The organism is Gilvirhabdus luticola, from assembly GCF_040117515.1.
Lineage (GTDB): Bacteria > Bacteroidota > Bacteroidia > Flavobacteriales > Flavobacteriaceae > Gilvirhabdus > Gilvirhabdus luticola.
Map to the genome: position 1 here is coordinate 574,738 of NZ_JBEEEN010000001.1, position 25,868 is coordinate 600,605.

A 25,868-nucleotide genomic window follows, 5' to 3' on the forward strand; every position below is an offset into this window, starting at 1 on the left:
ATTAAAAGCTTTTCCAGCCCTGTGCCTTAAGTGGAATCTTCATTTCTGATCTGGTCACTAAATGCATGCCTTCCGCTTTTTCTTTCATATAGCCAATAACAGTAAAATTCGGATTTCCTTTTAATTTTGAATAATCTTTTTGAGACACTGTCATTAGCAATTCATAATCTTCTCCACCATTTAAAGCAATTGTAGTACTATCTATATTAAACTCTTCACAAGTAGAAATAACTTGAGGATCTAAAGGTATTTTGTTTTCATACAAATCACAACCTACTTCGCTTTGCTTACATATATGCATAATTTCTGAAGATAGGCCATCGCTTATATCGATCATAGACGTCGGTTTTACGTCTAAATCCTTTAATAATTTTATAATGTCTTTTCTTGCTTCAGGTTTTAATTGGCGTTCAATGATATAGGTGTATGAATCTAAATCTGGTTGATTGTTTGGGTTTACTTTAAAGACCTCCTTTTCTCTTTCTAATACTTGTAAACCCATATATGCACCACCCAAATCTCCTGATACTACCAACAGATCATTTGGCCTTGCACCATTTCTATAAACCTCATCACCATCTTTTATTTCTCCAATTGCAGTGACCGAAATTATTAATCCCGTAGTAGAAGAGGTAGTATCTCCTCCTATAACATCGATATTATAAATTTTTGCAGCTGTCTCAATACCTGAATATAATTCTTCTAAAGCCTCTAATGGAAATCGATTAGAAACAGCAATAGAAACTGTAACTTGGGTAGCACTGGCATTCATGGCATAAACATCAGAGAGATTGACTATAATAGCCTTATATCCTAAATGTTTTAAGGGCATATAGCTTAAATCAAAATGAACATTTTCAATAAGCAAATCTGTTGAAATAACTATTTCCTTATTCTTAAAACTTAAAATAGCCGCATCATCTCCAATACCTTTTATGGTTGATTTTTGTTTTATTTTAAAATCTCTGGTCAAATGATCTATTAGACCAAATTCGCCTAAATCACTCAATTCTGTTTTTTGTTGATTTTTATCTTCTATCATGCTGCAAAAATAAGAAGCTAATCAGTAATTATCTATATTAAAAGCATTAACTTTTAACATATTAAAAAGACGAAACACTTATATATTAAATAATAATCTATTAGATTTGTTTAATAGGAATTAGAGAAATCAATGTATAATCCAATTTACTTTGCAATATGTTGTAATCGTAATTCGTTTTGTATTAATTATTTGCCCCCAATAATTTAAAATTGCTAAAATGAAAAAGACAATACCTAACCTTAAGTTATTACAAATTCTATTCTTTATTGGTTTTTTAGCTTTTCAATTTCAAAGTTGTGATAACGAACCGGTAGACCCAATTGTAATTATTGATACCGATAATGATGGTATTGAGGATAATCTAGATAATTGCCCACTAAATTCTAATCCAGATCAAGCTGATGATGACAATGATGGCATAGGAAATATATGTGACAATGATGGAGACAATGATGGTGTTTCTGATGACAGTGATAATTGTCCTTTAGTTCCAAATCCAGATCAAAGTGATGAAGATAATGATGGGATAGGAAACGTATGTGACGAAGATTATCTTAACCCAAGTCCAGCTTTAGCTTTATGTGAGAATGGTTTTGCAGATATATACCCATGTCAAGGTTATGATTTAATGTCTCATATTCCTTTAAGTGTTTTTAACACACAAACCGGAAACGATATTTGGGGTTGGGTAGACTCTGAGACAGGAAAAGAATATGCTATTATGGGAGTTTTTAATGGTACTGTCTTTGTAGATGTAAGCGACCCTTTATCTCCTGTTTTTCTTGGTGGTTTAAGTTCACAAACCTATGGGAATATATGGAGAGATATTAAGATATATGAAAATTATGCTTTCATTGTGGCAGATAATGCCGGAGAACATGGGATGCAAGTATTTGATTTACGGCAATTGAGAAATGTTACAAATCCTCCTCAATCGTTTACATCCGATTTGCATTATTCTGGATTTGGCAGTGCTCATAATATTGTGGTCAACCAAGCTAATGGTTATGCCTACATCGTAGGAACTGACAGAGATGGTCCCTATGCAGGCGATACTATTATTATTGATATAGAAAATCCATTAGATCCAATTGAAGCTGGTACAATAAGTGGATATTCCCATGATGCTCAAGTGGTTATTTATAATGGACCAGATGCAGAACATTTTGGAAAGGAGATTTATATTGGCAGTAATGAAGATGAAGTTTTAATTGTAGATGTGACCAATAAAGGAAATCCAATAGTTTTGTCTAGTGTTAGCTATAGTAATACAGGCTATACGCATCAAGGCTGGTTTACTGAAGACATGAGATATTTTATTGTTGGAGACGAGCTTGATGAATTGACATTTGGAGGCAATACAAAAACTATTATTTTTGATTTAATAGATTTAGACAATCCATTATTTTCTTTTAACTACATTGGGGCAACAACTGCCATTGACCATAATGGTTATGTTAAAGGAAGTACATTTTATCTAGCTAATTATAGAGCTGGAGTAAGAATGATTGATGTTACAAATATTGAAAATTCTAGTATTTCAGAAATTGGATATTTTGATACCTATCCAGATAATGATGTTGCTTCTTTTGATGGAGCATGGAGTGTATATCCTTATCTGCCTAGTGGAAATATTCTAGTAAGCGATATTGATAGTGGCTTATTTGTAATTAGAGAAAGTGATTTATAAAGGCTTCTAAAATATGAAATGTAAAACACACATATCATTTGTTTGTTTTCTATTTTCATCATGGTGTTTTCTTAATTGCTCAAGTAATGAATCTGAAAACCCTAACCGAGAGAATTCTATCTCCATTAAAACATTTGGAGGCACAAACAATGAAGGGGCAAATTCTGTAATCAATACTACCGATGCAGGTTTCGCCGTTTTGGGCTACGCTCAAAGTACTGATGGCGATGTTTCAGGAAAAACTAACGCAAGTTACGATTATTGGGTTCTTAAGTTTGATGCCAATGCTAATTTACAATGGAACAAAACATTTGGCGGTAATGATAATGACCGTGGCAAAGATTTAGTCCAAACTTCTGATGGAGGTTATGCTGTTTTAGGTTTCAGTACAAGTTCTGATCTAGATGTTAGCGAAAATGCTGGAGCCCAAGATTATTGGATGGTTAAGCTTGATGCTTCTGGAAACATACTTTGGGAAAAATCTTTAGGATTTGCTGGTAATGACACTGGAATATCTCTATTACATACCAATGATAGTGGTTTTCTGTTAGCAGGAATTCTAGATGTAACAGCTTCAGGAGGTGAAGGAAATTACAACAGATCTGGTCGTCATGCAGGTGGTGATTATTGGATTATAAAATTAGATTCCAACGGAGACTTAATTTGGAGCAGATACTATGGTGGCACAAATACAGACACACCTTATGACGTTATAGAAACTCAAGATAACGGGTTTTTAATTGTAGGTTCATCAGATAGTAATGATGTTGATATTACTGCCAGTAAAGGATCTTATGATTTTTGGGTTATTAAAATTTCAAATTCTGGAGATTTACTTTGGGAAAAATCTTATGGAGGTTCAGAAATAGATGAAGCTAGAGCAATTGTAGAAACAGAAGATGGTAATTATCTTGTTGTTGGAGATACAAGAAGTTCCGATTTGGATGTATCTTTAAACAAAGGGGCAGCAGATTTGTGGCTCATTAAAATAACTCCATCTGGAGTTCTGCTTTGGGATAAAACATTTGGAGGAAGTAGTTTTGATGTTGCTCGCTCTATTGTAAGTACTCAAAATAATACTTTTTATTTAGCAGGAAGTTCAAGGAGTATTGATGGTGATCTCAAAGAAAATAAAGGACAAAATGATGCCTGGATACTTAAAATCAATGCCAATGCTGAATTAGATTGGCAGCAAACCATTGGAGGTTCTGAAGTCGATTTTGCTTATAGTATAACCCAACTAAATGATGGAACCGTCATTGCAGTTGGTGACTCTAGTAGTTCTGACGGTGATATCTCCGAAAATAATGGTTTTACAGATGTATTAATTTTACATATAAAATGAAAAAGATCATTAAAAATTTATGGTTAATAGAAATCTTTATGTTGTTATCCTGTTCAAATTCTGACAACAACAATGGTCCTATTGTTTCTCAAGATGCAAATTTTACTTTCAATTTTACACACCATTGGGATGGTACAAATATTACAAATTCAAATTTCAACTCCATACATTTCACCAACGCTAATGGAGAACAATTAAGCATTGAAAAATTGCGATATTTAATTTCAAAAATCACCTTTCAAAATTCAAATGGAACAACCGTGGTAGTAGATGGTTATAATTTGGTAGATGTAACAAACAATACCAACTTAAGCTACTCGCCAAACGTTCAAATACCAAAAGGTACGTATACAAATGTCTCTTTTACATTTGGTTTTGATAATGAAGATAACATTGACGGCGCTTATGCAGATTTAAATACTGAAATTTGGAATGTCCCAATCATGTTAGGCGGTGGTTATCATTTTATGCAGTTAGAAGGGAAATTTATTGATGACATGGCTACTGAAGTAGGTTATCAATATCATGCCATAAGAGCAGTCAATAATTCAGACCCAAATAATTTACAATTTCAAGATACATTTTTTACTGTAGATCTTGGAGGTGTTACTATTAATGACAATATTTCTTTTGAAATTAAAATGAATATTGCCGAATGGTTTAAAAACCCTATTCAATGGGATTTAAAGGAGTTTCACTCCATGCTAATGCCAAACTTTGGAGCACAAATTATGATGTATCAGAACGGCCAAAATGTATTTACTCTGGGTAATGTAATATAATAAAAATGAAGCATTGTATTTGGTTATATACTTTTATTGTTCCATTCATTTGCGCTTCATGTTCAAATGAAAAAGCAGAACAATATGTCAATATACCTACTCCTGCTCCATTAGACGTTCCTCAATTTTTTCAAGACAATATATTGCCTCCTTTAATACCTGTAAGCAACCCTCAAACCGTTGAAGGCATAGTTTTAGGGAAAAAATTGTTTTTTGATCCTGTGCTTTCGGCTGATAATACCCAAGCATGTGCTGACTGCCATTTGCCACAAAATAGCTTTTCGGACCCAGATAAATTTAGCGATGGTATTGATGGCCTTTTAGGTAATCGAAACTCCATGCCTCTCTTCAATTTAGCATGGAATTTTGACGAACGGTTTTTTTGGGATGGTCGAGTTTTTAGTTTAGAACATCAAGCTTTTGAGCCTGTAACTAACCCCATTGAAATGCATAATACATGGGAGAAAGTCGTTTCAGATTTACAACAAACTCCAGAATATCCATCTATGTTTGAAGCAGCATTTGCAACTACAATTATAGACTCAACTTTAGTTACTAAAGCCATTGCACAATTTGAAAGGACCCTTATATCAGGAAACTCAAAGTTTGATCGATATCTTCTAGGAGAAGAAACCTTAACACCTGAAGAATTAAATGGTGTTAATGTATTTATGGATGAAACCAAAGGCGATTGTTTTCATTGTCATGGCAACCCAAATAATCCGCTTTGGACGGACAACATTTTTCATAACAACGGATTGGATTCAGAATTTACAGATCTCGGCTTAGGAGCGGTTACAGGGGATCCTGCAGACCATGGAAAATTTAAAACACCTTCCTTACGTAACCTAGCCTACACGGCACCTTATATGCATGATGGTAGATTTGTTACTTTAGACGAAGTTATCGATCATTACAGTGAAGGCTTACAAAACTCCTCAACAATAGACCCATTAATGAAAAAAGTTGATCAAGGTGGCGTACAACTTACCCAGCAAGATAAAGCCGATCTTAAAGCATTTCTTCTTTCGCTTTCAGATCCATCATTTATTAACAATCCAAACTTCCAAAACCAATAACAAAAACCTATAAAACTATATGCTAATATAATGTTAGGTTATATGGTTTTACAGGACTTATATTGTATATTTGCTCTCTATTTAGACAAAATCTATATAACAAATGATAAAAGTATCTGAAACAGCTAAAAAGAAGGTTGTCGAATTAATGACTGAAGACGGTTATAATTCATCAACTGATTTTATACGCGTTGGTGTAAAAAGTGGTGGTTGTTCTGGTTTGTCTTACGATTTAAAATTTGATAAAGAACAACAAGAAGGTGATAAGGTTTTTGAAGACAATGGAGTTAAGATTATTGTTGATAAAAAAAGCTTTTTGTATCTTATAGGTACAACACTAGAATATTCTGGTGGTTTAAATGGTGCCGGTTTTGTTTTCAACAACCCAAATGCTAACAGAACTTGCGGATGTGGTGAATCATTTTCACTGTAATTTGAATAAAAAAATCAATGAGTAAATATACCGAAGACGATTTAAGAGAAGAACTTAAAACCAAAGAGTATGAATACGGTTTTTACACAGATATAAAATCTGACACATTTCCTATTGGTTTAAATGAAGATATAGTTCGTGCAATCTCTAAAAAGAAAGAAGAGCCTGAATGGATGACCAACTGGAGATTGGAATCTTTTCGCGCTTGGCAACAAATGATAGAACCAGAATGGGCAAATGTTCATTATAAAAAGCCAGACTTTCAAGCTATTTCTTATTATTCAGCTCCAAATAGTAAACCAAAATATAATAGTATAGACGAAGTTGATCCTGAATTATTAGCAACTTTTGAAAAATTAGGTATTTCTCTTGATGAACAAAAAAAATTGGCAGGTGTCGCTATGGATGTTGTAGTCGATTCGGTTTCTGTTGCAACTACGTTTAAAAAGACATTAGCTGAAAAAGGCATTATCTTCTGTTCTATTTCTGAAGCCATTCAAGAACATCCAGAACTTGTTAAAAAATATATTGGAACCGTTGTGCCTCAAAAAGACAACTTTTATGCGGCTTTAAATAGTGCAGTGTTTAGTGATGGTAGTTTTTGCTATATCCCAAAGGGTGTACGATGCCCAATGGAGCTTTCAACTTACTTTAGAATAAACCAAGCTGGTACAGGTCAATTTGAAAGAACACTAGTTATTGCTGACGAAGGTAGTTATGTCTCTTATCTGGAAGGTTGTACAGCACCAAGCCGAGATGAAAACCAATTGCATGCCGCGGTTGTTGAACTCATTGCTCTTGATAATGCTGAAATAAAATATTCTACAGTTCAAAACTGGTATCCTGGTAATGCTGAAGGTAAAGGTGGCGTTTTTAATTTTGTGACCAAACGAGGTCTTTGTGAAAAGAATGCCAAGATATCTTGGACACAGGTAGAAACTGGTAGTGCTGTAACTTGGAAGTATCCAAGTTGTATACTAAAAGGCGACAATTCTGTAGGTGAGTTTTATTCTATTGCTGTAACCAATAACTATCAGCAGGCAGATACGGGAACAAAAATGATTCATTTAGGCAAAAATACCAAGTCAACTATCATTTCAAAAGGTATTTCAGCTGGTAAATCTCAAAATTCTTATCGTGGATTGGTACAAATTAGTTCACGTGCGGACAATGCTCGTAACTTCTCACAATGTGATAGCTTGCTTATGGGTAATGAATGTGGAGCACATACTTTCCCCTATATTGAAGCAAAAAATAAAACAGCTCAAATAGAGCATGAAGCTACAACAAGTAAAATTGGAGAGGATCAAATTTTTTACTGTAATCAACGTGGTATAGACACTGAAAAAGCTATTGCGCTAATTGTTAATGGTTTTAGTAAAGAAGTATTGAATAAACTTCCTATGGAATTTGCTGTTGAGGCTCAAAAATTATTAGAAATAAGTTTAGAAGGATCAGTAGGTTAATATTTATTATGAAAAATTTAGTCTTAATTTTTTTAATAAGCTCATTGATGTTAGCTTGTAAAAATGACAAAAAAACAGAAACTCAAGAAACTGTTATTGAGTCTGAAGATGGTATAACAGCCAAACAAAAAGACGGTTTAACGCTCTTGAAAGGAGAATTTGTGTATTATGCAGATGCTGCTGTATTGCAAACGCATGCTGAAGTTTATGCCGTTGTTATTGATGCTAAAATGCATGAACTTGACAACCTTGTAAAAAAATACAAGCAAGATGCGACAGATATGATTCCTGTAGAAATAAGAGGAAAAATAACACCTAAACCAAAAGATGAGGAAGGTTGGCCTTATCGAGTTGAAATTAAAGAAATATTGAACGTTTATCAACCTGACCCAAAAGATAATAATGTCATAAAATTAGAAAATTAAGTTATGTTAAAGATAAATGACTTACACGCAAGTGTTGAAGACAAAACCATTTTAAGAGGTATTAACCTTGAAGTTAAAGCTGGAGAAGTCCATGCTATAATGGGACCAAATGGATCTGGCAAAAGTACTTTGGCATCTGTTATTGCAGGTAAAGAAGAATATGAAGTAGAAAAAGGAGAGATTCTTCTTGAAGGAGAAAATATAGATGAATTATCCGCTGAAGAAAGAGCACATAAAGGTGTCTTCATGTCTTTTCAATATCCAGTCGAAATTCCTGGTGTTTCTGTTACAAATTTTATGAAGACTGCCATTAATGAAACTCGTAAGGCTCAAGGGCTTGAAGAAATGCCGGCTAACAAAATGCTGAAACTTATTAGAGAAAAATCTGAGCTTTTGGATATTGATCGAAAGTTTTTGTCTCGATCTTTAAATGAAGGGTTCTCTGGTGGTGAGAAAAAACGAACTGAAATCTTTCAAATGGCAGTTTTAGAACCTAAATTAGCCATTCTTGATGAAACAGATTCTGGTCTTGATATTGATGCCCTTCGTATTGTTGCAAATGGTGTTAATAAACTTAAAGGCAAAGACAATGCTGTGATAATCATCACTCATTACCAACGTTTGTTAGACTATATCGTTCCAGATTATGTACATGTTTTACATAATGGTAAAATAGTCAAATCTGGTCCCAAAGAGTTAGCGCACCAACTTGAAGAAAAAGGCTACGACTGGATCAAAGAAGAAGTGAATGCATGATTAATGAGTAAAAATGTTTTAAATACAATTGATTTGTTTTCAGGTTGTGGTGGAATGTCGTTAGGCTTCAAATGGGCTGGTTACAACACACTACTAGCATCTGATATTGATGAAAATTGTAAAAAAACTTTCACTCAAAATTTTCCAGAAGTTCCTTTTATTTGTGGCGATTTGTCAAATCTAAAAAAAGAGGATTTTCAAGATCATATCACATCACAGGTTGATGTTATTATTGGTGGACCGCCTTGTCAAGGATTTAGTTTAGCTAATAAAAAGCGAAACAAAGTCACCGAAGACCCAAGAAACAATTTGTTCTTTGAATTTGTAAAAACCATCAATTGGTATAATCCTCAAGCATTTGTTATGGAAAATGTCAAGGGATTATTGTCTATGAAATCTGGTCAAGTCATTAAACAAATTATTGACGAATTTGAAAATGCAGGAGATTATGGTTATCAAGTTAGATATGAAGTTTTAAAAGCATCCGATTTTGGAGTACCTCAATCAAGAGAGCGTGTTATTATTATTGGATTTAGAAAAGATTTGGAATTGATTCCAGAATTCCCAAATAAAAAATACACAGAAGAAGTAAACGTAAATCAAGCCATTTCAGATTTGCCAATTATAGAAGCATGTGAAGGGGAAGAAGTTCAAGAATATAATCTTAAACCTCAAAATGCTTATCAGGAATTTATGCGAAAGAATTCTGATAAAGTTTACAATCATATTGCAATGAGGCATACCAAACGTTTGATAGAGCGATTTAAAGCCATTAAAAATGGTAAAGGGTTGCTTGATGTTTGGGAAACTCATGGTGCTGTGCAAAGAGGCAATCCATTAAAAAAATCAACTATAAAGTTTAGTCAGAACAATCAACGTTTGCATGGTGATAAACCTGCCCCAACAATAGCTGCATCATTTCAAAGTAATTTTATTCATCCTCAACTAGATAGAAATTTTACTGCTAGAGAAGGTGCGAGATTACAATCTTTTCCCGATGATTTTGTTTTTAAAGGAATGCGTACCAAAATGAGCTGGGAAAAAGGCTTAAGTCAATATCAGCAAATTGGTAATGCAGTTCCACCATTATTGGCTTACGAAATTGGTCTAAAAATAAGATCCCTTTTGGAAAAAGGGAAAATATCAAAAGACATAGAAGAAAATCAATATCAAAACTTTAATCAGCCTGAAATTTTGGCTTATTCATAAAACATGGATTTAAAAGAAAAATTAATATCATCCTTTTTAGCTTTCGAAAATGAAGTAGATGTCGACGCATATGTACATGACATACGTAGTGAAGCTATTAAAACCTTTGAGGAAAAGGGGTTTCCAACCAAAAAAGATGAGGCTTGGAAATACACTTCTTTAAATAAAATTTTAAAACACAATTATAGTGTGTTTCCACATCAGGATACGACTCTTGAATATCGTGATATCAAAAAATATTTTATTCATGATATTGATTCTTATAAAATAGTCTTTGTAGATGGCAGATACTCTTCTCATCTTTCACAGACCACGCATGAAGGGATGGATATCTGCTTGCTTTCAGCTGCGATTTCAAAGCCAAAATATCGTCTAGTTATTGAGAATTATTTTAACAAAGCCGCAACAAAAGATAGTTTGTCATCATTGAATACGGCCTTCTCAAGTGAAGGTGCGTACATTCATATTCCTAAAAATAAACTGGTTGAAAAACCTATTCAAATTATTCATTTTTCAACTGGTAATGAATCTGCTTTAATGTTGCAGCCTCGCAACCTCATTGTTACTGAAGAGAATTCACATGTACAAATTATTGAACGTCATCAAAGTTTAACTGAAAATCCTGTTCTTACAAATAGCGTTACAGAAATTTTTGCTAATAAAAGAGCTATAGTGGATTATTATAAGGTTCAAAATGACAATCATAATGCCTCTTTAATTGATAACACTTTCGTTAAACAGCAGCAACAAAGCCACTGTTATGTACATACTTTTGCGTTTGGCGGAAAATTAACACGTAATAATTTAAACTTCTTTCAACACGGAGAGCGTACAGATTCTACACTTAAGGGAGTAACCATTATTGGTGAAGGACAACATGTAGACCATAATACATTAGTACATCATACAAAACCAAATTGTGAAAGTCATCAGGATTATAAAGGTATCTTTGGAGATAATGCAATAGGTGTTTTTAACGGTAAAATTATTGTTGAAAAGGAAGCTCAAAAAACAAATGCTTTTCAGGCAAACAATAATATTCTTGTTAGTGATAAAGCAACAATTAATACAAAACCTCAATTAGAAATTTTTGCTGATGATGTAAAATGTTCTCATGGTTGCACTATTGGGCAAATTGATGAGAATGCTTTGTTTTACTTACGCACACGTGGTATTCCTGAAAAGGAAGCTAAAGCTTTATTAATGTATGCTTTTAGTAATAATGTATTGAATTCTGTAAAAATTCCTGAATTAAAACAACGCATTACTAAACTAATAGCACTTAAGCTGGGCGTAAGCATTGGATTTAATTTGTAACACCTTTCTAAAAACTAATGATGCCCTTTAATGTTGAAGAAATACGTAAAGATTTCCCTATACTATCTCGTAAAGTAAATGGTAATCCTTTAGTGTACTTCGACAACGCTGCCACATCACAAACTCCAAAACAAGTTATAGAAACCATTGTAGATTATTATTCAAATTACAATGCCAATATTCATCGTGGTGTACATTCCTTAAGTCAAGAAGCAACAGATGCTTATGAACTAGCTCGACAAAAAATTCAGAAGCATTTTAATGCAGAATACACGCACGAAATTATTTTAACATCTGGGACAACACATAGCATAAACTTGGTTGCTAATGGATTTTCATCAATATTAAAAGTAGGAGATGAAATCATTGTTTCGGCTTTAGAACATCATAGCAACATTGTGCCATGGCAAATGTTATGTGAAAAAACAGGTGCTACCCTTAAGGTAATACCAATGAATGATGAAGGTGAGTTGGTTATATCAGAATATGACAAACTCCTTTCAGATAAAACTAGGTTGGTTTTTGTAAATCATATTTCAAATGCTCTTGGAACAATTAATCCCATTGAAGACATTATTAAAAAAGCACGTCAAGCTGGTGCAGCTGTATTGATTGATGGAGCTCAAGCATGTCCACACATAAAACCAGATGTTCAGGAATTAGATGTCGATTTTTATGTGGCTTCAGCTCACAAAATGTGTGGGCCGACTGGTGTTGGTATGCTTTATGGAAAAGAAGCATGGCTTAAACAGTTACCACCTTACCAAGGTGGAGGAGAAATGATAACTGAAGTTACTTTTAAAAAAACAACATATGCTGATTTGCCACACAAATTTGAAGCAGGAACACCAAACGTTTGTGGAGGCATTGCTTTTGGTGCAGCAATAGATTATATGAACACTATTGGTTTTGATGCAATTGCAAATTATGAAAAAGAACTACTTGACTATGCTACACAAAGGCTATTAGAAATTGAAGGCTTAAAAATATATGGAACCTCACCTAAAAAGACATCGGTAATCTCTTTTAATTTAAAAGGCATACATCCTTACGATGTTGGAACGATTCTGGATAAAATGGGAATCGCCGTAAGAACAGGACATCATTGTGCACAACCGATTATGGACTATTTTAAAATTCCTGGTACGGTTCGAGCATCCTTATCATTCTACAACACAAACAAAGAAATTGACTTGCTCGTTGAAGGTGTTAAAAAGGCCAAAAGGATGTTGTCTTAAAACTTTGGCGTCTTTTTTGTATTATTATATTTAGAATCAATACCTTAAAGTAAATGAAATTTAGCTTATTACTATGTATTTTGTTTTCATTAAAATCATGTGGAAACACAAGTGCTATTACATCAATGCAAGAAAATACAATGCAGCAATTATCAGGGAATTATTCGGTAACCAAATTAATTAATAATGACACTCTAATGATTACTCCTGACATAAATTTTGACGCAAGCGATAATCGTGTTTCAGGTTTTTCAGGCTGTAATCGTTTTAATGGCTCATATACAATTGATGGAAACAATATAACATTTGGCCCTTTAGCATCTACTAAAATGATGTGTAGAGAAGAAGCTAATACAATTGAACACAATATGTTTGATACTTTATCACAAGTTAATTCCTTTTCATTACAAAATAATATACTTACCTTATTTAAAGATAAAGATGTGCTATTAACCGCAAAACAAGACAATTCGTATATTATAGAATATACAGCGGTTTCAAGAGGTGTATATCAGCAAGTTATTGTAAAAGATAGTATTGTTTCATTTCAAAAAAATAGAACCTCAAAACCTATTTCTAAAACATGTAATGAAAATGAATGGAACAAGATAACTGCAAATATTGAAACGATTCAGTTAAGTTCAATTTCAAAATTAGAAGCGCCTTCAAAAGCTCATCAATACGATGGCGCTGCTTTGGCGAATCTTAAAATAACCTATCAAGGAAAAGATTACCAAACTCAAACTTTCGACCATGGCAATCCACCAAATGAAATTGCACCTCTTGTTAAAGAAATCTTATCAATAGCTCAAAATATTGAATAGCAACATTACTTGTTGTATTTTTGTATAAAATAACTTAACAGTGACAATAAAAGAAATTCAAGAAGATATTATAGAAGAGTTTTCAATGTTTGATGATTGGGAAGAACGCTACCAATATATGATAGATCTTGGCAAAACGCTTCCATTAATTGACGAACAATACAAAACAGAATCTAATATAATAAAAGGTTGCCAAAGTAAAGTTTGGGTACATGCAGAAATGCATGATGAAAAAATAGTCTTTACGGCAGACAGTGATGCTATTATTACAAAAGGTATAATTGCCATTTTAATTAGAGTGTTTTCAAATCAGCATCCCAAAGATATTATTGAGGCTGAAACATCTTTTATAGATGAGATAGGATTGAAAGAACATTTATCACCAACTCGTGCAAATGGCCTTGTAAGTATGATTAAGCAATTAAAAATGTATGCTATAGCATACCAAACCCAATTAAATTAAAATGGAAACAACTATCGATACTAATGCCCTTGGAGAAAAAATTGTAACGGTTCTTAAAACTATATATGATCCAGAAATTCCAGTTGACATATACGAACTCGGATTAATTTATGATGTTTTTGTTAATGAAGATTATGATGTAAAGATCTTAATGACTCTAACAACACCTAATTGTCCTGTTGCCGAAACACTACCAATGGAAGTTGAAGAAAAAATTAAATCGCTTGATGAAGTCAAAAGTGCCGAAGTTGAAATTACTTTCGATCCTCCTTGGTCTCAAGACTTGATGAGCGAAGAAGCAAAATTGGAATTAGGAATGCTTTAATTCAATATGGCAGAAGAAATTGTAAATCGCGTTGCGAATAGTAAACTTGTTACTATAGATCTGGAAGATTACTATCCTGTCGGTAAACGTGTATTATTTGATATCAAGGATTGGCTTTTTCAAGAACTAGTAATTCGTGAAAAAGAATTTAGAGACTATGTAAAGCAACATGATTGGGTTCAGTACAAAGACTCTTATGTAGCCTTATCCTGTTCTGCAGATGCCATTATTCCCTCATGGGCCTATTTGCTTATTGCTTCGAAACTTTCCGCTTTTGCGAAAAAAATTATTGTAGGTAATTTAGTCGATTTAGAAAACTCAATTTATCAAGATATCATCTCAAATTTAGATTTATCAAATTATAAAGATAAGCCCATAATTATTAAAGGGTGCTCAAATAAGCCAATACCAGACACAGCATATACTCTTCTAATTTCTAAACTTATAAATATTTCAAAATCTATTATGTTTGGGGAAGCTTGTTCGACCGTACCATTGTATAAGAAAAAATAATTTGGTTATATTTGCTTCCCTTTTAAAAAAAAGATACTAACAAAATAGCTTTTGTATGTTTAATTTTTAAATCGTTATTATGAAAATATTACTATTGTTTTTTGTGTTTGTAATTTCACTAGTTTCACTAGAAGCTCAAACTTTAGATGAATTAAAAGCTGAAAAAGCTACAAAGCAAGATTCTATTAATGCTATTCAAAAAAGGGTTGATGCCATTCAAAAAGAGATTGACAATTATCCTGGTTGGCAACTTAAAGCATACGGAACGATAGGTGGAAGCCTGTCTGGTTTTAACAATTGGTATTCTCAAGGAACACCAAACAATTCATCGGGAAATATTGGCTTTACTGTAAATGCTGATGCCAATTATAAAGCCGAGAATTTTTTCTGGTTAAATTCACTAAAATTAAATTTAAATTGGGTAAAATTAGATGATAAAGACGATCCAACAGATGATGATGGGTTTCAACCTAGTGCAGATGTTTTCAATATATCATCTTTATATGGAAGAAAATTAAGTAAGTCTTGGGCTGCTTCTGCCTTAATGGAATACAGAACTACTATTTTAGATAATTTTAACGATCCAGGTTATTTAGATTTAGGTGTTGGTTTTACATGGACTCCTATTAATAATTTAGTTGTTGTAATTCATCCTTTAAACTACAATATTGTTTTTAGTAATGAAGACGCCATATTTGAATCTTCTTTAGGAACAAAAATAGTTGCTGATTATTCTCGAGACATTGGCAAAATAAACTTTAAAACGAACTTATCAATGTTCCAAAGTTATAAGAGTTCAGATTATTCCAATTGGACCTGGACAAATTCATTTAGCTACAAAGTATGGAAATCTTTAGGTTTAGGATTTGATTTTGCCTTGAGGAGCAATAAGCAAGAAGCACTTAACTATGCCATTAATACTTTAGGTGATACCACAGCCACATTTGATAATGTAGATAACGATTTACAATCTTATTGGATCTTTGGTTTAACTTATTCCTTTTAAGGAAAGTTATTCCATATTCTCATAATCTGGGTATAAAAAGTGATTGTATGGAAACCGCGTAATATGAATTTTCCGTACTTCAGTGTAAACTCGCTTTTTAAAATCTTCAAGATTCTGTTTGTTTAAAGCAGAAATGAATAATGCATTATTTCCAATTTTCGCCATCCATGTACGTTTCCATTCATCAAGAGAATAATTTGATTTGTTTCTTTCTATTGTTAAATCTGTTTCATCAAAAGGTTCTGGTTTGTAAGCGTCTATTTTGTTAAAAACCTTAATAATCGGTTTATCAGAACTGCCTATTTCGTCCAAAATTGTATTTACAGAATCAATGTGTTCTTCAAAATTAGGATGTGAAATATCTACAACATGAAGTAATAAATCTGCCTCACGAACCTCATCAAGTGTACTTTTAAAAGACTCTACCAATTGCGTAGGAAGCTTACGAATAAAACCTACAGTATCAGATAACAAAAAAGGAAGGTTTTGCACAACCACTTTTCTCACGGTTGTGTCTAAAGTTGCAAACAATTTGTTTTCTGCAAAAACTTCACTTTTACTAATTACATTCATTAAGGTTGATTTTCCAACGTTGGTATAACCTACCAAAGCAACTCTTACCATTTGACCTCGATTGCCTCTTTGAACAGCCATTTGCTTATCAATGGTTTTAATTTTTGCTTTTAGTAAGGCTATTTTATCTCGTACAATACGACGGTCTGTTTCTATTTCTGTTTCACCAGGACCACGCATTCCAATACCACCTTTTTGCCTTTCAAGATGTGTCCACATCCCTTTTAACCTAGGTAATAAATATTCACATTGTGCTAATTCAACTTGAGTTCTTGCATAGCTTGTTTGAGCTCTTTGAGCAAAAATATCCAATATTAAATTGGTTCTGTCTAATACTTTGCAATTCAAAATTTTACTAATGTTGCGCTCTTGAGCAGGAGATAATTCATCATCAAAAATTGCTGTCCCAATATCATTGTCTTTAATGAATTCCTGAACGTCCTGCATTTTTCCAGAGCCAATAAAAGTTTTAGGGTTTGGCATATCCATTTTTTGAGTAAACCTTTTCAATACTTCACCACCGGCTGTAAAGGTTAAAAACTCCAGTTCATCCATATATTCTTTGGCTTTTACCTCATCCTGTTCTCTGGTTATCAACCCTATCAAAACTGCTTTCTCTAAAGCTATGTCTCTATTTTCTAACATATATAATTTTAAAGTGCAAAGTTAAACAATTGTACTCATTTTAATTTTTATATTTTTAATGACAATTAATGCTTTTGGATGACAAATTATAGTGACAACTTAAAAGAAGAATCAACATATACAATAGCTTTTTATAACCTTGAAAACTTATTTGATATTTATGATGATGAATTGACAAATGATAATGATTTTTTGCCTTCATCAGATAAAAAATGGACTCAAAAACGGTATGATAATAAGTTAAGAAAGCTAGGTTTTTCTATTTCAAATATTGGTATGGAGGAAACACATAAGCCTCCTGTGTTAATTGGATTTGCAGAAGTGGAAAACCAAGGTGTTATAATAGATTTATTATTATCGAAACATTTGAAGGATTTAACATACGATTACGTACATTTTGATTCTCCAGATGAAAGAGGTATTGATGTTGCACTAATTTATAATACTACAATTTTTAAGGTGATATCTTCTGAAACTTTTCCCGTACTTATTATTGAAGAAGATGGTATTAGAGACTATACCAGAGACATATTACTTGTAAAGGGGTTATTTGTTGACGAACCAATATACATTATTGTAAATCATTGGCCTTCGAGACGTGAAGGCCCTGAAGCATCCGAATATAAACGTTTAATTGCTTCAGAAAAAGTAAGTGAAATTATTTTGCAAATAAAACATAATGAGCAAAATCCAAAAATTATTGTCATGGGCGATTTTAATGATGGCCCAAAATCTAACAGTATTAAAAATTTGCTAAATACCAACGATTTATACAACCCAATGTTAAACCTGCATACGATTGATAGAGGAACAACAAATTATGATTTCTCTTGGGATTTATTTGACCAAATACTATTCACTACAAATTTACTCGAAAAAAAATCTGAAGAAATTACTTATGGTAGCACCAATATTTTTGATGCAGAATTTTTAAAGCAGTTTCATGGCAAATATAAAGGGCAACCTTTTAGAACTTATGTGGGTAAAAAATATAAAGTCGGATATAGTGATCATTTTCCTGTATATATGACCATAAAAAAGCCTACTAAAATTTAGCAGGCTTTTTATGATAAAAATATTTTACTTATGGAACCGAAACAGTAACATTCTCTACATGCAATGTCATGTTTTGGTTACTTGTATCACTTCCTGTATATCTAAATGCAATATAAGCAGTTCCTGAATAACCAGAAATATCAATTTCGCCAGAATTAGTAAAATTATACCAATTACCAAAGTCAACAATATAACTTACATCAAAAGTTAGTTCTGTCCATGTTGCCGAAGAAATTCCACTTTCAGTTCCGTCAAAATCAGTAGAAATTAACACGCTTAACGGGTCATGACCTGAATCAGGATAAGCATGTTCCGTTTGGAAAGTTAATACTTCATCATCTTGAGCACTCAAATCTATGCCTGGCGTAATTAACCATGCTATATTTGAAGAATCTCCTGAACTAAATGGATTTAATTCTGCATAGCCATTACCCCTAAAAACTTGCTCTGTCCATACCACTGAACCAGCTTCGGCAAAGTTTATCCAACCTGGTAAATTAAGTATAGTATTATCTATAGCGGAGTTGAAAGATTCCTCAAAAACAGGGTCACAACGTGATTCATTAAAATCAATATCATCAGTTGTATTTAAAACTAACACTCTCGGCGAGCCTCCAAACCCTTGAGTTATGACACCAGAAATACTGCCTCGACCATCTGTTGGTAATGGTTCTTGTTTAAAATTAGCAAATGAGCTTGTCTCCATTTGTATAGAAGATCCATTAACACAACTAACCAAAGGATACCTAGTGTCAAAATCATTTGTTGGGCTATGAAAAGTCATACCATCATAAGCTAATGGAATTTGAACATTACTTAACGTTGCATAAATACCTAAATGTGAATCGTCAACCGCCGAAGGGTCTAGATTAACTGGAACTAATGGTATTGTTGTAGGAGATCTGAATACATGGGTCGAAATCTGATAAATTGTCATTTCATCCAAAAAATTTGCATCCACTTGTCCTCCAATAGAAACAACATCTGATGAATTTTCTCCAAGATATAAGCCTTTAAGTTTAATATAAACTTCTCTACCTTGATTAAATTGGTTGTAAGAATCAACTTGATTTAAAACAACTCCTATCCCTGCTGTAGGGTTCTCTGGTTTATCTTGCATATAAAATTCTTTATAGAAGTTCCCTGTTAAATCTGATGAAGATACATACCCTTTAACAACAATATCAGATTCAATTAATGCAGTTTGCCCAACAAATAGAGCTTTTAATTCTGCAATGGAAATCTCTGTTAAAGCTCCACTTGCAATATCATCCATAATTTGAGTCAAACCAGCATTCTCTTCATTTCCTAAACTAGTAGGAACTGTGTAATCATCGTCTTGTACACAAGATACTATAGCAAAACTAGTTGCTATAGTAAGTATTAATGTTAAAAATTTATTTGCTTTCATAATCTGTAAAATAATATTTTAATTAATTTTTCTTTTTCTTTTAAAATCTAAAGTTAAGGTTTACGAAATAAGTGGCTCCACGAGCATACCAATATTTTGAACCAAATACACGTTCAGGGTTATTGGCATCGTCTCTTAATTCTCTGTAGTTTGCATTTCTACCTTGTTCGAATCCACCTGTTTTATAAACTTCATCCATTAAATTATTAACGCTTGCGAATAGCCCAATATAATAATCATTTATTTTCCATGATTTTCCTCCAATTAAGTTTACAGTAAAATAATCTTTAAACTCTTCTTGTTTCAGCAATTCTTTAGCTATTTCAGGATCGTAATCATTAAATGGTAAGCCATCAGCATCTAGATAGAAATTACGCGTTCTTGTTAAAGGGCTAACATCTACATAAGTATTTGAAAAATAATTTACCGTTGCTCCAAACCACCAATAATCTGGGTCACGATATTCAAATCCTGCAGAATAAGCTCTTTGTGGACCGCCTGCAATTTTGTAGTCTTTTAGATTTGCTTGACCATAAGACACAGTTTGTTTATCTGCGGATAAATATAGATTTGGATTATTATCGTAAGTATATTGACCTACAGAAGCAACACCTTTTAATTTAATAGTAGGTGTAACTTGTGCTTCAATGCCTAGTTCAACTCCAATATGCCTTTTATCTATCCCTTGTAAGACTTCAGAAATAAATTCGTTCGTTACTTGAACACCATCATTTTCAAAACCAGTTACCCCATCGGCATAATAAAATGAAGTTTCATTAGCGTCTTCAATTTTTGTGTAATACCCCGTTAATTTAGCCTTTACAATTGGAGATCTGAAAATATAACTAACATCTGCTGATGTTATTTTTTCTTCGGTAATACGACTAACTTCTGAAATACTTTCACCATTACTTACACCTACATAATCATGATTAGACCTTGAATTTGTATAGGTATTTCTTAAAGTTGGTGCCTGTGTTAAATAACCTGTATTTATATCTACTAAATGTTTTCCAGTGATTTTAAAAGTAGCTCCGGCTTTGGCCCCAAAACCACTAAAAGTTAACTCTTCACCTTTTCCGTAAGAGTTATCTATTACAATATTTCCTTGGTCATCAAATTCAATGTTGGCCTCATTTTGAAATATTCCTTCTCTCTGATATTTTGAATTTGTTATGCTTCCAGCCAAATAAAAGTCGATAAAGTTATATTTAAACTGTGCTTGAGCATATCCAGAGATTACATCTGCGTATAACTTATAATTATATCTGTATTTATCTCCTTTGGTCAACACTTGGTCAGGGTTTCTGTAATCATATTGAAAATTATCGAACGAATCTACATTTAAATAACCTGTAGTGCTTCCAAATAAATCTAAGATTTCCCCAAAGTTTTCTGAATCCAATTTTTTATAATTTACAGATGCGTTAAATAAAATATTGTCATTAATTTCAGAACTTAAGATAGAGTTTATCGTTAGCTGTTTATCATCATTCCTATCCTCATATAAAGCATAAGCTGCATAATCTCCATTGATATTATTAGTGATATTAGCATCAAAAATTCTTTCCCAATCTATTTGCCCGTCATTTATAAAATTTTGTTGTGCTTGATAAGCCCCATCATAATTCGGCCCATCTGGATCTCCTAAAAAGTAACTTGGGAGCTTTTGATAATAAGCTGGACTTGGGTTGCCTCCTCCTGCAAAGTCTAATCGACTATTACCAATCTTCCCAAACTGGTATGCAACATTAGTATTTAACATTGTTTTACCAGTAATATCCCAATAATGGTTGAGCATGATTATCGGCTCTTCAATTTCTTTAATGCGTGAGTTTTTTTTATCTCCATTCAGCCAACCCCAATATTCATTATATTTTATATCTTTTAAATCATAAACTTCTTGTGTATTAGGTGATGATTTCCCTCTTCTATTTGGTGTATAAATTGAAGTAAAATTCAAACTATGTTTTTCACCCAATTTTTTTTCAACTGAAGCGAAAAATGAATTAGAATCATAAAGCGTTGCATCTTGATATCCTTCTTTTCCCCAACGTCTAGACACCATAAAAGAAAATGCCCATCCACCATCTAATAGTCCTGATGAGTAACTTCCCATTAATCTGTTTGTGTAGCTTCTGTTAGAAGATGAATATGTAATACGACCACCTTCTCTATATTGAGAAGCTCTAACATTTATATTAGTTGTTCCCAAAATACCTCCAAAATTATAGCTTGAAGGTTGTAATCCAGTGGTTAGCTCCTGGTTACGTATTACATCATTTAAACCTCCCCAATCACTCCATTGTGGTCTACCATCATATAGTTTATTCATTTCTATACCATTAATCAAAACTGAACCATTCTCTGAATTCAATCCTCTAACTCTAAAAAAAGAAGAACTAAACTCGAACGCTGCAGTACGCTGAAAAACATCTTGAGACGATTGTAATAATCCTGAAATGTTATCCAAACCACTTGTGTCATCATTAAGTTCATCATCTGAAAGAGAAATAGTGAACAAATCGGCAGATTCTACTATATCTATCTCAATTGTCATGTCAGTTATATTGACTGTTTGACCTTCATTTACTACAATAGGATATCTTTTTGTAGTATATCCATCTTTAGAAATTTTTAATACTTGTTCACCTAAAGGAACATTAGAAGAAAATTCAAATTCTCCTTGTTCGTTCGTTAATGTTGTTTGTTGAGTTTCTTCTATCGTTACAGTGACTTCTGATATAGGTTCAAAAGAAACAGCTAGCTTCACACTTCCTTTTATTAAGGTCTGTTGAGCACTTGATGGTAACATTGAAAAAACTCCGAATATAAAAATTAGAAAAAATTGTTTCATATTTGAATTTATTGTTGATATTTAATTTCCTTAAAAATTAATCATTTAAGGCTCGCAAATTTACATTATTTATAATAAATATTTTAATTTGGCGCAACAATTGATTCTTATATAACATAATTTCCAATAAATGATAAAATCAAGAATTCTTATCCAAATTTTCTTAATACTGATCTTTTTTATTAGCAATGCGCAAGAGAAAAAGATTTTTAAAGTTCATACTATTGCATTTTATAATTTAGAAAATTTATTTGATACAATTAATGATACTACTAAATTTGATGAAGCAAGTCCAATAATGGAAATGAAGGGTGATATACAAGAGGTGTATAAAAAGAAAGTACATAATATGGCTCGTGTAATTTCTGATATTGGATACGATACCAGTAAAAATTCACCTGCAATTATTGGGGTTTCAGAAGTTGAGAATAGAGAAGTACTTGAAGATCTGATTAATGACCCACTTTTATTAGACAAAGATTATGGAATTGTACATTATCATTCTCCAGATGCCAGAGGCATAGATGTAGCATTATTATATCAAAAAAAAATATTCACCCCATTATATACCAGTAGTCATGAACTGAAAATCTATGACGATATTACAAGGGAAAGAGTTTATACTAGAGACCAATTGTTGGTGAGCGGCAAACTTGATGGAGAAATGATACACTTAATAGTAAACCATTGGCCATCAAGAAGTGGTGGAGAAGCTAGAAGCAGACCGAAAAGAATGGCTGCAGCTAAATTGTCAAAGCATTTAGTAGATTCAGTACAGGTTAAAGACCCTTATGCGAAAATTTTTATCATGGGTGATTTAAATGATGACCCGACCAATGGAAGTGTAAAAGATATTTTAAAAGCACAAAGTGATCGCGAAGATGTAGGATTAAAAGGAATATATAATCCGTATGAAAATTACTTCAAAGATGGAATTGGTTCAAATGCTTATAGAGATGCCTGGAGTTTATTCGATCAGATAATGATAACCAAACCTCTGCTTGAAAAGGATTATTCTTCATATCGTTTTTATAAAGCTGCCATATATAACAAAAACTACCTAATAAACAAACGTGGTCGATGGAAAGGCTATCCTAAACGTAGTTTTGCTGATGGCGGATTTACAGATGGATTTAGTGATCATTTCCCTGTTTACGTTCATGTCATAAAAGAAGTGACTCCTTAAAGTCTTTCTAATTTGGCCAGACATCCCAAGGTATTCTAGACAAGAATAAGATTACTGCTAGAGTGTAAAACACAGCAATTGTTTTAAACTTTGGCTTTGAGGTTAGTTTCTTTTTATGTTTTGAATAACCAATAGTTATTAATACCACTGCTAAAATATTAATAACAGGATGCTCAACCAAATAAAGTCTGTTAACAGCATCTTTCATTACTTCTCCCATACCAAGCTCACTAAATAAGCTTAATCGTGGTGACACAAAATATAATAGCAATCCTATTAATAGTTGAATATGTGATACTATAAGTGTAAACAAATTAATTCTAAAATCTTTAGCTTCAAATTCTTTCTTGGCAAAGAATTTATACAATGCATTAACAGTTGCCAATATTAAAACCAACAAAACAAGATAGGCCCAATACGAATGTAGTATTTTTATAGTCGAGTACATGAATACGAATTAAGAAATTATAAAAACAAATGTAATGAATTTAGAACATAAAAAAACCATGCTATTTTATAAGCATGGTTTTTTTGTTTATAAATTAAAATTAGTCTATTGATAAACCCAAACGCCGCCTGTCTTAATGACACTCTTGGTTTCATTCGTCGTAGATCCATTATAGATCACATAGGTTAACACATACTTTTGCTCTTCAGCAGTAACAAAATTACCATTTTCTAAAAGCGCATTAAAGGCTTCTAATAGCATTTCATCAGTCCAGTAGTTTGAACTTGAAGGTCTCCTGTCAAAACTACCAAAGAAACCAACATTATCTGCTGGTCCAGGATAAATGTCAATAAATGCATTAGAAATAAATGTAATGTCTGTACCTGTCAACATATATCGTATTGTATTATCTGGCACCCATGTTGAACCATCATTACCAAATTGTAAGGACGTACTTATCACACTCATGTGAGGTGTCCATTCACCATCTATTATGGTATATCTATTTCCTCTTGTTTGTGTACAACTACATGAACTGGAAAAATACTTGTAAATAACTATTAATTCATCTTCTTCTTGAGCATAAGCAAATGGATCGTTTAATGATAAAAATGTAGGTATATAGTTATCCGCAGGAACAGAACTACTAAAATTATTGAATCTTCCTGGTTGACCAGAGCCTTCCCCCATAGAATCATAATCATCAGTGCTTAAATAATAAACTCCATCTATAGCTTCCCATTCACCACCTGAATACATGAAATAATCGCCTTTTGAATTGGTAGCACCGGTTGCCCCAACGGTTTTAATTGCTAAAGCTCCAACTCTCCAACGTCCAGCGTCAGTATCTGATGATACATATTTAAATGCAATGGTAATCGTCATATCATCATAGGCTGAAAAATCATAATCTTCTGAAGCTGTCATACTACCAAAGGCTGTCTTATCAAAAGCAAAAGTATCCCAAGTTGCTGCACCAGGATCTCCAGCATAATCAGTAGAAATCAATATATCTATTTGATCAGGTACACTCAAAAAATCAATCTCTTGAGTTATTTGAAATTTAAGACCACTTTCACCTGATAAATCAATCGAAGGAGATATTAACCATTCTTCATTAGCAACTGCTCCTCCAAAATAACCGTTCCCTTGGACATATCCAGATTGAGATGTCCAAACATCATCAGAACCAATACCTCCCTCTACAATTGTCCATCCTTCAAAACTTCCAGCAAAATTATATGATACTAAATTAGCTAACCCCACAGTTGGTGTTTCTGTATACTGATCATAACTGGCTAAAATCATTTCTCCTTCAGTCGGGCTTGCTATTCGAGCATCTAGAACATCAGGTATATAATCTGTAGGGTCTACATTTGGGTAAAATCCAAAGGCATCACTACCTGCTAAAGCATAATCAGCATTAGTGAATTGGTAAGCGTCCGCACCTGTAAAATCACTAACCCCTTCAGCATTACCAATATATAAATCATAATTCACCAATACAGAAGATCCTTCTCCCCAAAATGGATACATTTCGGCTATAAATGGAGGTAACATTGTTTTGGCATCCTCTTCTGAACTAAAATTTGGAAAATCAAGACCTAAACCTCCATCTTCAACATCATCAGTATAATCTTCACTCGTTAATGTATAAGTAGCTGAACCGACTATTGGGTCTTCTACTGAATCTATATCATTATAGATATCTTCAATAGGGTCACAACCTGTAAAGATTATCCCTAAAATTGCTAAACAATAAATTATTCTTTTCAT

At 32.8% G+C, this 25,868-nt stretch carries 24 protein-coding genes; 18 read left to right on the top strand and 6 right to left on the bottom strand.

What is annotated here, in order from left to right:
* Position 1 precedes the first annotated feature (1 nt).
* A complete protein-coding gene (gene thiL, locus AAFP94_RS02655) occupies positions 2-1,042 on the bottom strand; it encodes a thiamine-phosphate kinase (RefSeq protein WP_316660661.1) in 1,041 nt (346 codons plus the stop codon).
* Positions 1,043-1,262: 220 nt separating this feature from the next.
* On the opposite strand from thiL, the gene AAFP94_RS02660 reads away from it, so the two are divergent.
* From AAFP94_RS02660 to AAFP94_RS02735, 16 genes are all read left to right on the top strand, one after another.
* Positions 1,263-2,735, top strand: a complete 1,473-nt coding sequence (locus AAFP94_RS02660; protein WP_316660659.1) for a choice-of-anchor B family protein — start codon at positions 1,263-1,265, stop codon at positions 2,733-2,735.
* Positions 2,736-2,748: 13 nt separating this feature from the next.
* Complete coding sequence (locus AAFP94_RS02665) at positions 2,749-4,080, top strand: hypothetical protein (RefSeq protein WP_316660658.1); 1,332 nt, start codon at positions 2,749-2,751, stop codon at positions 4,078-4,080.
* Complete coding sequence (locus tag AAFP94_RS02670) at positions 4,077-4,862, top strand: MbnP family protein (RefSeq protein WP_316660657.1); 786 nt, start codon at positions 4,077-4,079, stop codon at positions 4,860-4,862. Before AAFP94_RS02665 ends, AAFP94_RS02670 begins: the two co-directional genes overlap by 4 nt.
* A gap of 5 nt (positions 4,863-4,867) precedes the next feature.
* On the top strand, positions 4,868-5,941 hold the full coding sequence (locus tag AAFP94_RS02675; protein ID WP_316660656.1) for a cytochrome-c peroxidase: 1,074 nt from the start codon (positions 4,868-4,870) through the stop codon (positions 5,939-5,941).
* A 103-nt stretch (positions 5,942-6,044) separates the two neighbouring features.
* Positions 6,045-6,374, top strand: a complete 330-nt coding sequence (locus tag AAFP94_RS02680; RefSeq protein WP_316660655.1) for a HesB/IscA family protein — start codon at positions 6,045-6,047, stop codon at positions 6,372-6,374.
* Positions 6,375-6,391: 17 nt separating this feature from the next.
* Entirely contained in the window at positions 6,392-7,840 is a 1,449-nt protein-coding gene (sufB, locus tag AAFP94_RS02685) for a Fe-S cluster assembly protein SufB (RefSeq protein WP_316660654.1), read from the top strand.
* Between the two features lie 8 nt (positions 7,841-7,848).
* Entirely contained in the window at positions 7,849-8,265 is a 417-nt protein-coding gene (locus tag AAFP94_RS02690) for a hypothetical protein (RefSeq protein ID WP_316660653.1), read from the top strand.
* A 3-nt stretch (positions 8,266-8,268) separates the two neighbouring features.
* Positions 8,269-9,021: a Fe-S cluster assembly ATPase SufC gene (gene sufC / locus AAFP94_RS02695; RefSeq protein ID WP_316660651.1), complete on the top strand. Its 753-nt coding sequence runs from the start codon at positions 8,269-8,271 to the stop codon at positions 9,019-9,021.
* Positions 9,022-9,024: 3 nt separating this feature from the next.
* On the top strand, positions 9,025-10,230 hold the full coding sequence (locus tag AAFP94_RS02700) for a DNA cytosine methyltransferase (RefSeq protein WP_316660649.1): 1,206 nt from the start codon (positions 9,025-9,027) through the stop codon (positions 10,228-10,230).
* Between the two features lie 3 nt (positions 10,231-10,233).
* Positions 10,234-11,547, top strand: coding sequence for a Fe-S cluster assembly protein SufD (sufD, locus tag AAFP94_RS02705; RefSeq protein WP_316660647.1), 1,314 nt, complete (start codon positions 10,234-10,236; stop codon positions 11,545-11,547).
* A gap of 20 nt (positions 11,548-11,567) precedes the next feature.
* Positions 11,568-12,785, top strand: coding sequence for an aminotransferase class V-fold PLP-dependent enzyme (locus AAFP94_RS02710; protein ID WP_316661273.1), 1,218 nt, complete (start codon positions 11,568-11,570; stop codon positions 12,783-12,785).
* Positions 12,786-12,838: 53 nt separating this feature from the next.
* A complete protein-coding gene (locus AAFP94_RS02715; protein ID WP_316660645.1) occupies positions 12,839-13,609 on the top strand; it encodes an META domain-containing protein in 771 nt (256 codons plus the stop codon).
* Positions 13,610-13,649: 40 nt separating this feature from the next.
* Positions 13,650-14,072 carry a SufE family protein gene (locus tag AAFP94_RS02720; protein ID WP_316660644.1) on the top strand — a complete coding sequence of 141 codons (423 nt, stop codon included), beginning with the start codon at positions 13,650-13,652 and terminating at the stop codon, positions 14,070-14,072.
* 1 nt (position 14,073) lies between these two features.
* On the top strand, positions 14,074-14,397 hold the full coding sequence (locus tag AAFP94_RS02725) for an SUF system Fe-S cluster assembly protein (protein ID WP_316660643.1): 324 nt from the start codon (positions 14,074-14,076) through the stop codon (positions 14,395-14,397).
* Positions 14,398-14,403: 6 nt separating this feature from the next.
* On the top strand, positions 14,404-14,910 hold the full coding sequence (locus AAFP94_RS02730) for a DUF2480 family protein (protein ID WP_316660642.1): 507 nt from the start codon (positions 14,404-14,406) through the stop codon (positions 14,908-14,910).
* Between the two features lie 79 nt (positions 14,911-14,989).
* Positions 14,990-15,916, top strand: a complete 927-nt coding sequence (locus AAFP94_RS02735; protein ID WP_316660641.1) for a DUF3078 domain-containing protein — start codon at positions 14,990-14,992, stop codon at positions 15,914-15,916.
* Positions 15,917-15,922: 6 nt separating this feature from the next.
* Here AAFP94_RS02735 and hflX read toward each other — a convergent pair whose 3' ends face one another.
* Entirely contained in the window at positions 15,923-17,134 is a 1,212-nt protein-coding gene (hflX, locus tag AAFP94_RS02740; protein WP_316660640.1) for a GTPase HflX, read from the bottom strand.
* Between the two features lie 78 nt (positions 17,135-17,212).
* Between hflX and AAFP94_RS02745 the strand changes: the two genes are divergently transcribed.
* Positions 17,213-18,190: an endonuclease/exonuclease/phosphatase family protein gene (locus AAFP94_RS02745; protein WP_316660639.1), complete on the top strand. Its 978-nt coding sequence runs from the start codon at positions 17,213-17,215 to the stop codon at positions 18,188-18,190.
* A gap of 28 nt (positions 18,191-18,218) precedes the next feature.
* Here AAFP94_RS02745 and AAFP94_RS02750 read toward each other — a convergent pair whose 3' ends face one another.
* On the bottom strand, positions 18,219-19,601 hold the full coding sequence (locus AAFP94_RS02750) for a DUF5689 domain-containing protein (RefSeq protein WP_316660638.1): 1,383 nt from the start codon (positions 19,599-19,601) through the stop codon (positions 18,219-18,221).
* A gap of 40 nt (positions 19,602-19,641) precedes the next feature.
* The gene (locus AAFP94_RS02755) at positions 19,642-22,458 is read right to left on the bottom strand and encodes a carboxypeptidase regulatory-like domain-containing protein (RefSeq protein WP_316660637.1); all 2,817 of its coding nucleotides are present in this window, start codon (positions 22,456-22,458) and stop codon (positions 19,642-19,644) included.
* A 130-nt stretch (positions 22,459-22,588) separates the two neighbouring features.
* Between AAFP94_RS02755 and AAFP94_RS02760 the strand changes: the two genes are divergently transcribed.
* The gene (locus AAFP94_RS02760) at positions 22,589-23,644 is read left to right on the top strand and encodes an endonuclease/exonuclease/phosphatase family protein (protein ID WP_316660636.1); all 1,056 of its coding nucleotides are present in this window, start codon (positions 22,589-22,591) and stop codon (positions 23,642-23,644) included.
* Positions 23,645-23,651: 7 nt separating this feature from the next.
* Here AAFP94_RS02760 and AAFP94_RS02765 read toward each other — a convergent pair whose 3' ends face one another.
* Both AAFP94_RS02765 and AAFP94_RS02770 read right to left on the bottom strand, forming a co-directional pair.
* Complete coding sequence (locus tag AAFP94_RS02765; protein ID WP_316660635.1) at positions 23,652-24,092, bottom strand: hypothetical protein; 441 nt, start codon at positions 24,090-24,092, stop codon at positions 23,652-23,654.
* 105 nt (positions 24,093-24,197) lie between these two features.
* Entirely contained in the window at positions 24,198-25,868 is a 1,671-nt protein-coding gene (locus AAFP94_RS02770) for a choice-of-anchor J domain-containing protein (RefSeq protein ID WP_316660634.1), read from the bottom strand.

What these genes read in the sequence shown, in the direction of transcription:
- thiL (WP_316660661.1), bottom strand. Translation starts at nt 1,042, where the DNA reads ATGATAGAAGATAAAAATCAACAAAAAACAGAATTGAGTGATTTAGGC.
- AAFP94_RS02660 (WP_316660659.1), top strand. Translation starts at nt 1,263, where the DNA reads ATGAAAAAGACAATACCTAACCTTAAGTTATTACAAATTCTATTCTTT.
- AAFP94_RS02665 (WP_316660658.1), top strand. Translation starts at nt 2,749, where the DNA reads ATGAAATGTAAAACACACATATCATTTGTTTGTTTTCTATTTTCATCA.
- AAFP94_RS02670 (WP_316660657.1), top strand. Translation starts at nt 4,077, where the DNA reads ATGAAAAAGATCATTAAAAATTTATGGTTAATAGAAATCTTTATGTTG.
- AAFP94_RS02675 (WP_316660656.1), top strand. Translation starts at nt 4,868, where the DNA reads ATGAAGCATTGTATTTGGTTATATACTTTTATTGTTCCATTCATTTGC.
- AAFP94_RS02680 (WP_316660655.1), top strand. Translation starts at nt 6,045, where the DNA reads ATGATAAAAGTATCTGAAACAGCTAAAAAGAAGGTTGTCGAATTAATG.
- sufB (WP_316660654.1), top strand. Translation starts at nt 6,392, where the DNA reads ATGAGTAAATATACCGAAGACGATTTAAGAGAAGAACTTAAAACCAAA.
- AAFP94_RS02690 (WP_316660653.1), top strand. Translation starts at nt 7,849, where the DNA reads ATGAAAAATTTAGTCTTAATTTTTTTAATAAGCTCATTGATGTTAGCT.
- sufC (WP_316660651.1), top strand. Translation starts at nt 8,269, where the DNA reads ATGTTAAAGATAAATGACTTACACGCAAGTGTTGAAGACAAAACCATT.
- AAFP94_RS02700 (WP_316660649.1), top strand. Translation starts at nt 9,025, where the DNA reads ATGAGTAAAAATGTTTTAAATACAATTGATTTGTTTTCAGGTTGTGGT.
- sufD (WP_316660647.1), top strand. Translation starts at nt 10,234, where the DNA reads ATGGATTTAAAAGAAAAATTAATATCATCCTTTTTAGCTTTCGAAAAT.
- AAFP94_RS02710 (WP_316661273.1), top strand. Translation starts at nt 11,568, where the DNA reads ATGCCCTTTAATGTTGAAGAAATACGTAAAGATTTCCCTATACTATCT.
- AAFP94_RS02715 (WP_316660645.1), top strand. Translation starts at nt 12,839, where the DNA reads ATGAAATTTAGCTTATTACTATGTATTTTGTTTTCATTAAAATCATGT.
- AAFP94_RS02725 (WP_316660643.1), top strand. Translation starts at nt 14,074, where the DNA reads ATGGAAACAACTATCGATACTAATGCCCTTGGAGAAAAAATTGTAACG.
- AAFP94_RS02730 (WP_316660642.1), top strand. Translation starts at nt 14,404, where the DNA reads ATGGCAGAAGAAATTGTAAATCGCGTTGCGAATAGTAAACTTGTTACT.
- AAFP94_RS02735 (WP_316660641.1), top strand. Translation starts at nt 14,990, where the DNA reads ATGAAAATATTACTATTGTTTTTTGTGTTTGTAATTTCACTAGTTTCA.
- hflX (WP_316660640.1), bottom strand. Translation starts at nt 17,134, where the DNA reads ATGTTAGAAAATAGAGACATAGCTTTAGAGAAAGCAGTTTTGATAGGG.
- AAFP94_RS02745 (WP_316660639.1), top strand. Translation starts at nt 17,213, where the DNA reads ATGACAAATTATAGTGACAACTTAAAAGAAGAATCAACATATACAATA.
- AAFP94_RS02750 (WP_316660638.1), bottom strand. Translation starts at nt 19,601, where the DNA reads ATGAAAGCAAATAAATTTTTAACATTAATACTTACTATAGCAACTAGT.
- AAFP94_RS02755 (WP_316660637.1), bottom strand. Translation starts at nt 22,458, where the DNA reads ATGAAACAATTTTTTCTAATTTTTATATTCGGAGTTTTTTCAATGTTA.
- AAFP94_RS02760 (WP_316660636.1), top strand. Translation starts at nt 22,589, where the DNA reads ATGATAAAATCAAGAATTCTTATCCAAATTTTCTTAATACTGATCTTT.
- AAFP94_RS02765 (WP_316660635.1), bottom strand. Translation starts at nt 24,092, where the DNA reads ATGTACTCGACTATAAAAATACTACATTCGTATTGGGCCTATCTTGTT.
- AAFP94_RS02770 (WP_316660634.1), bottom strand. Translation starts at nt 25,868, where the DNA reads ATGAAAAGAATAATTTATTGTTTAGCAATTTTAGGGATAATCTTTACA.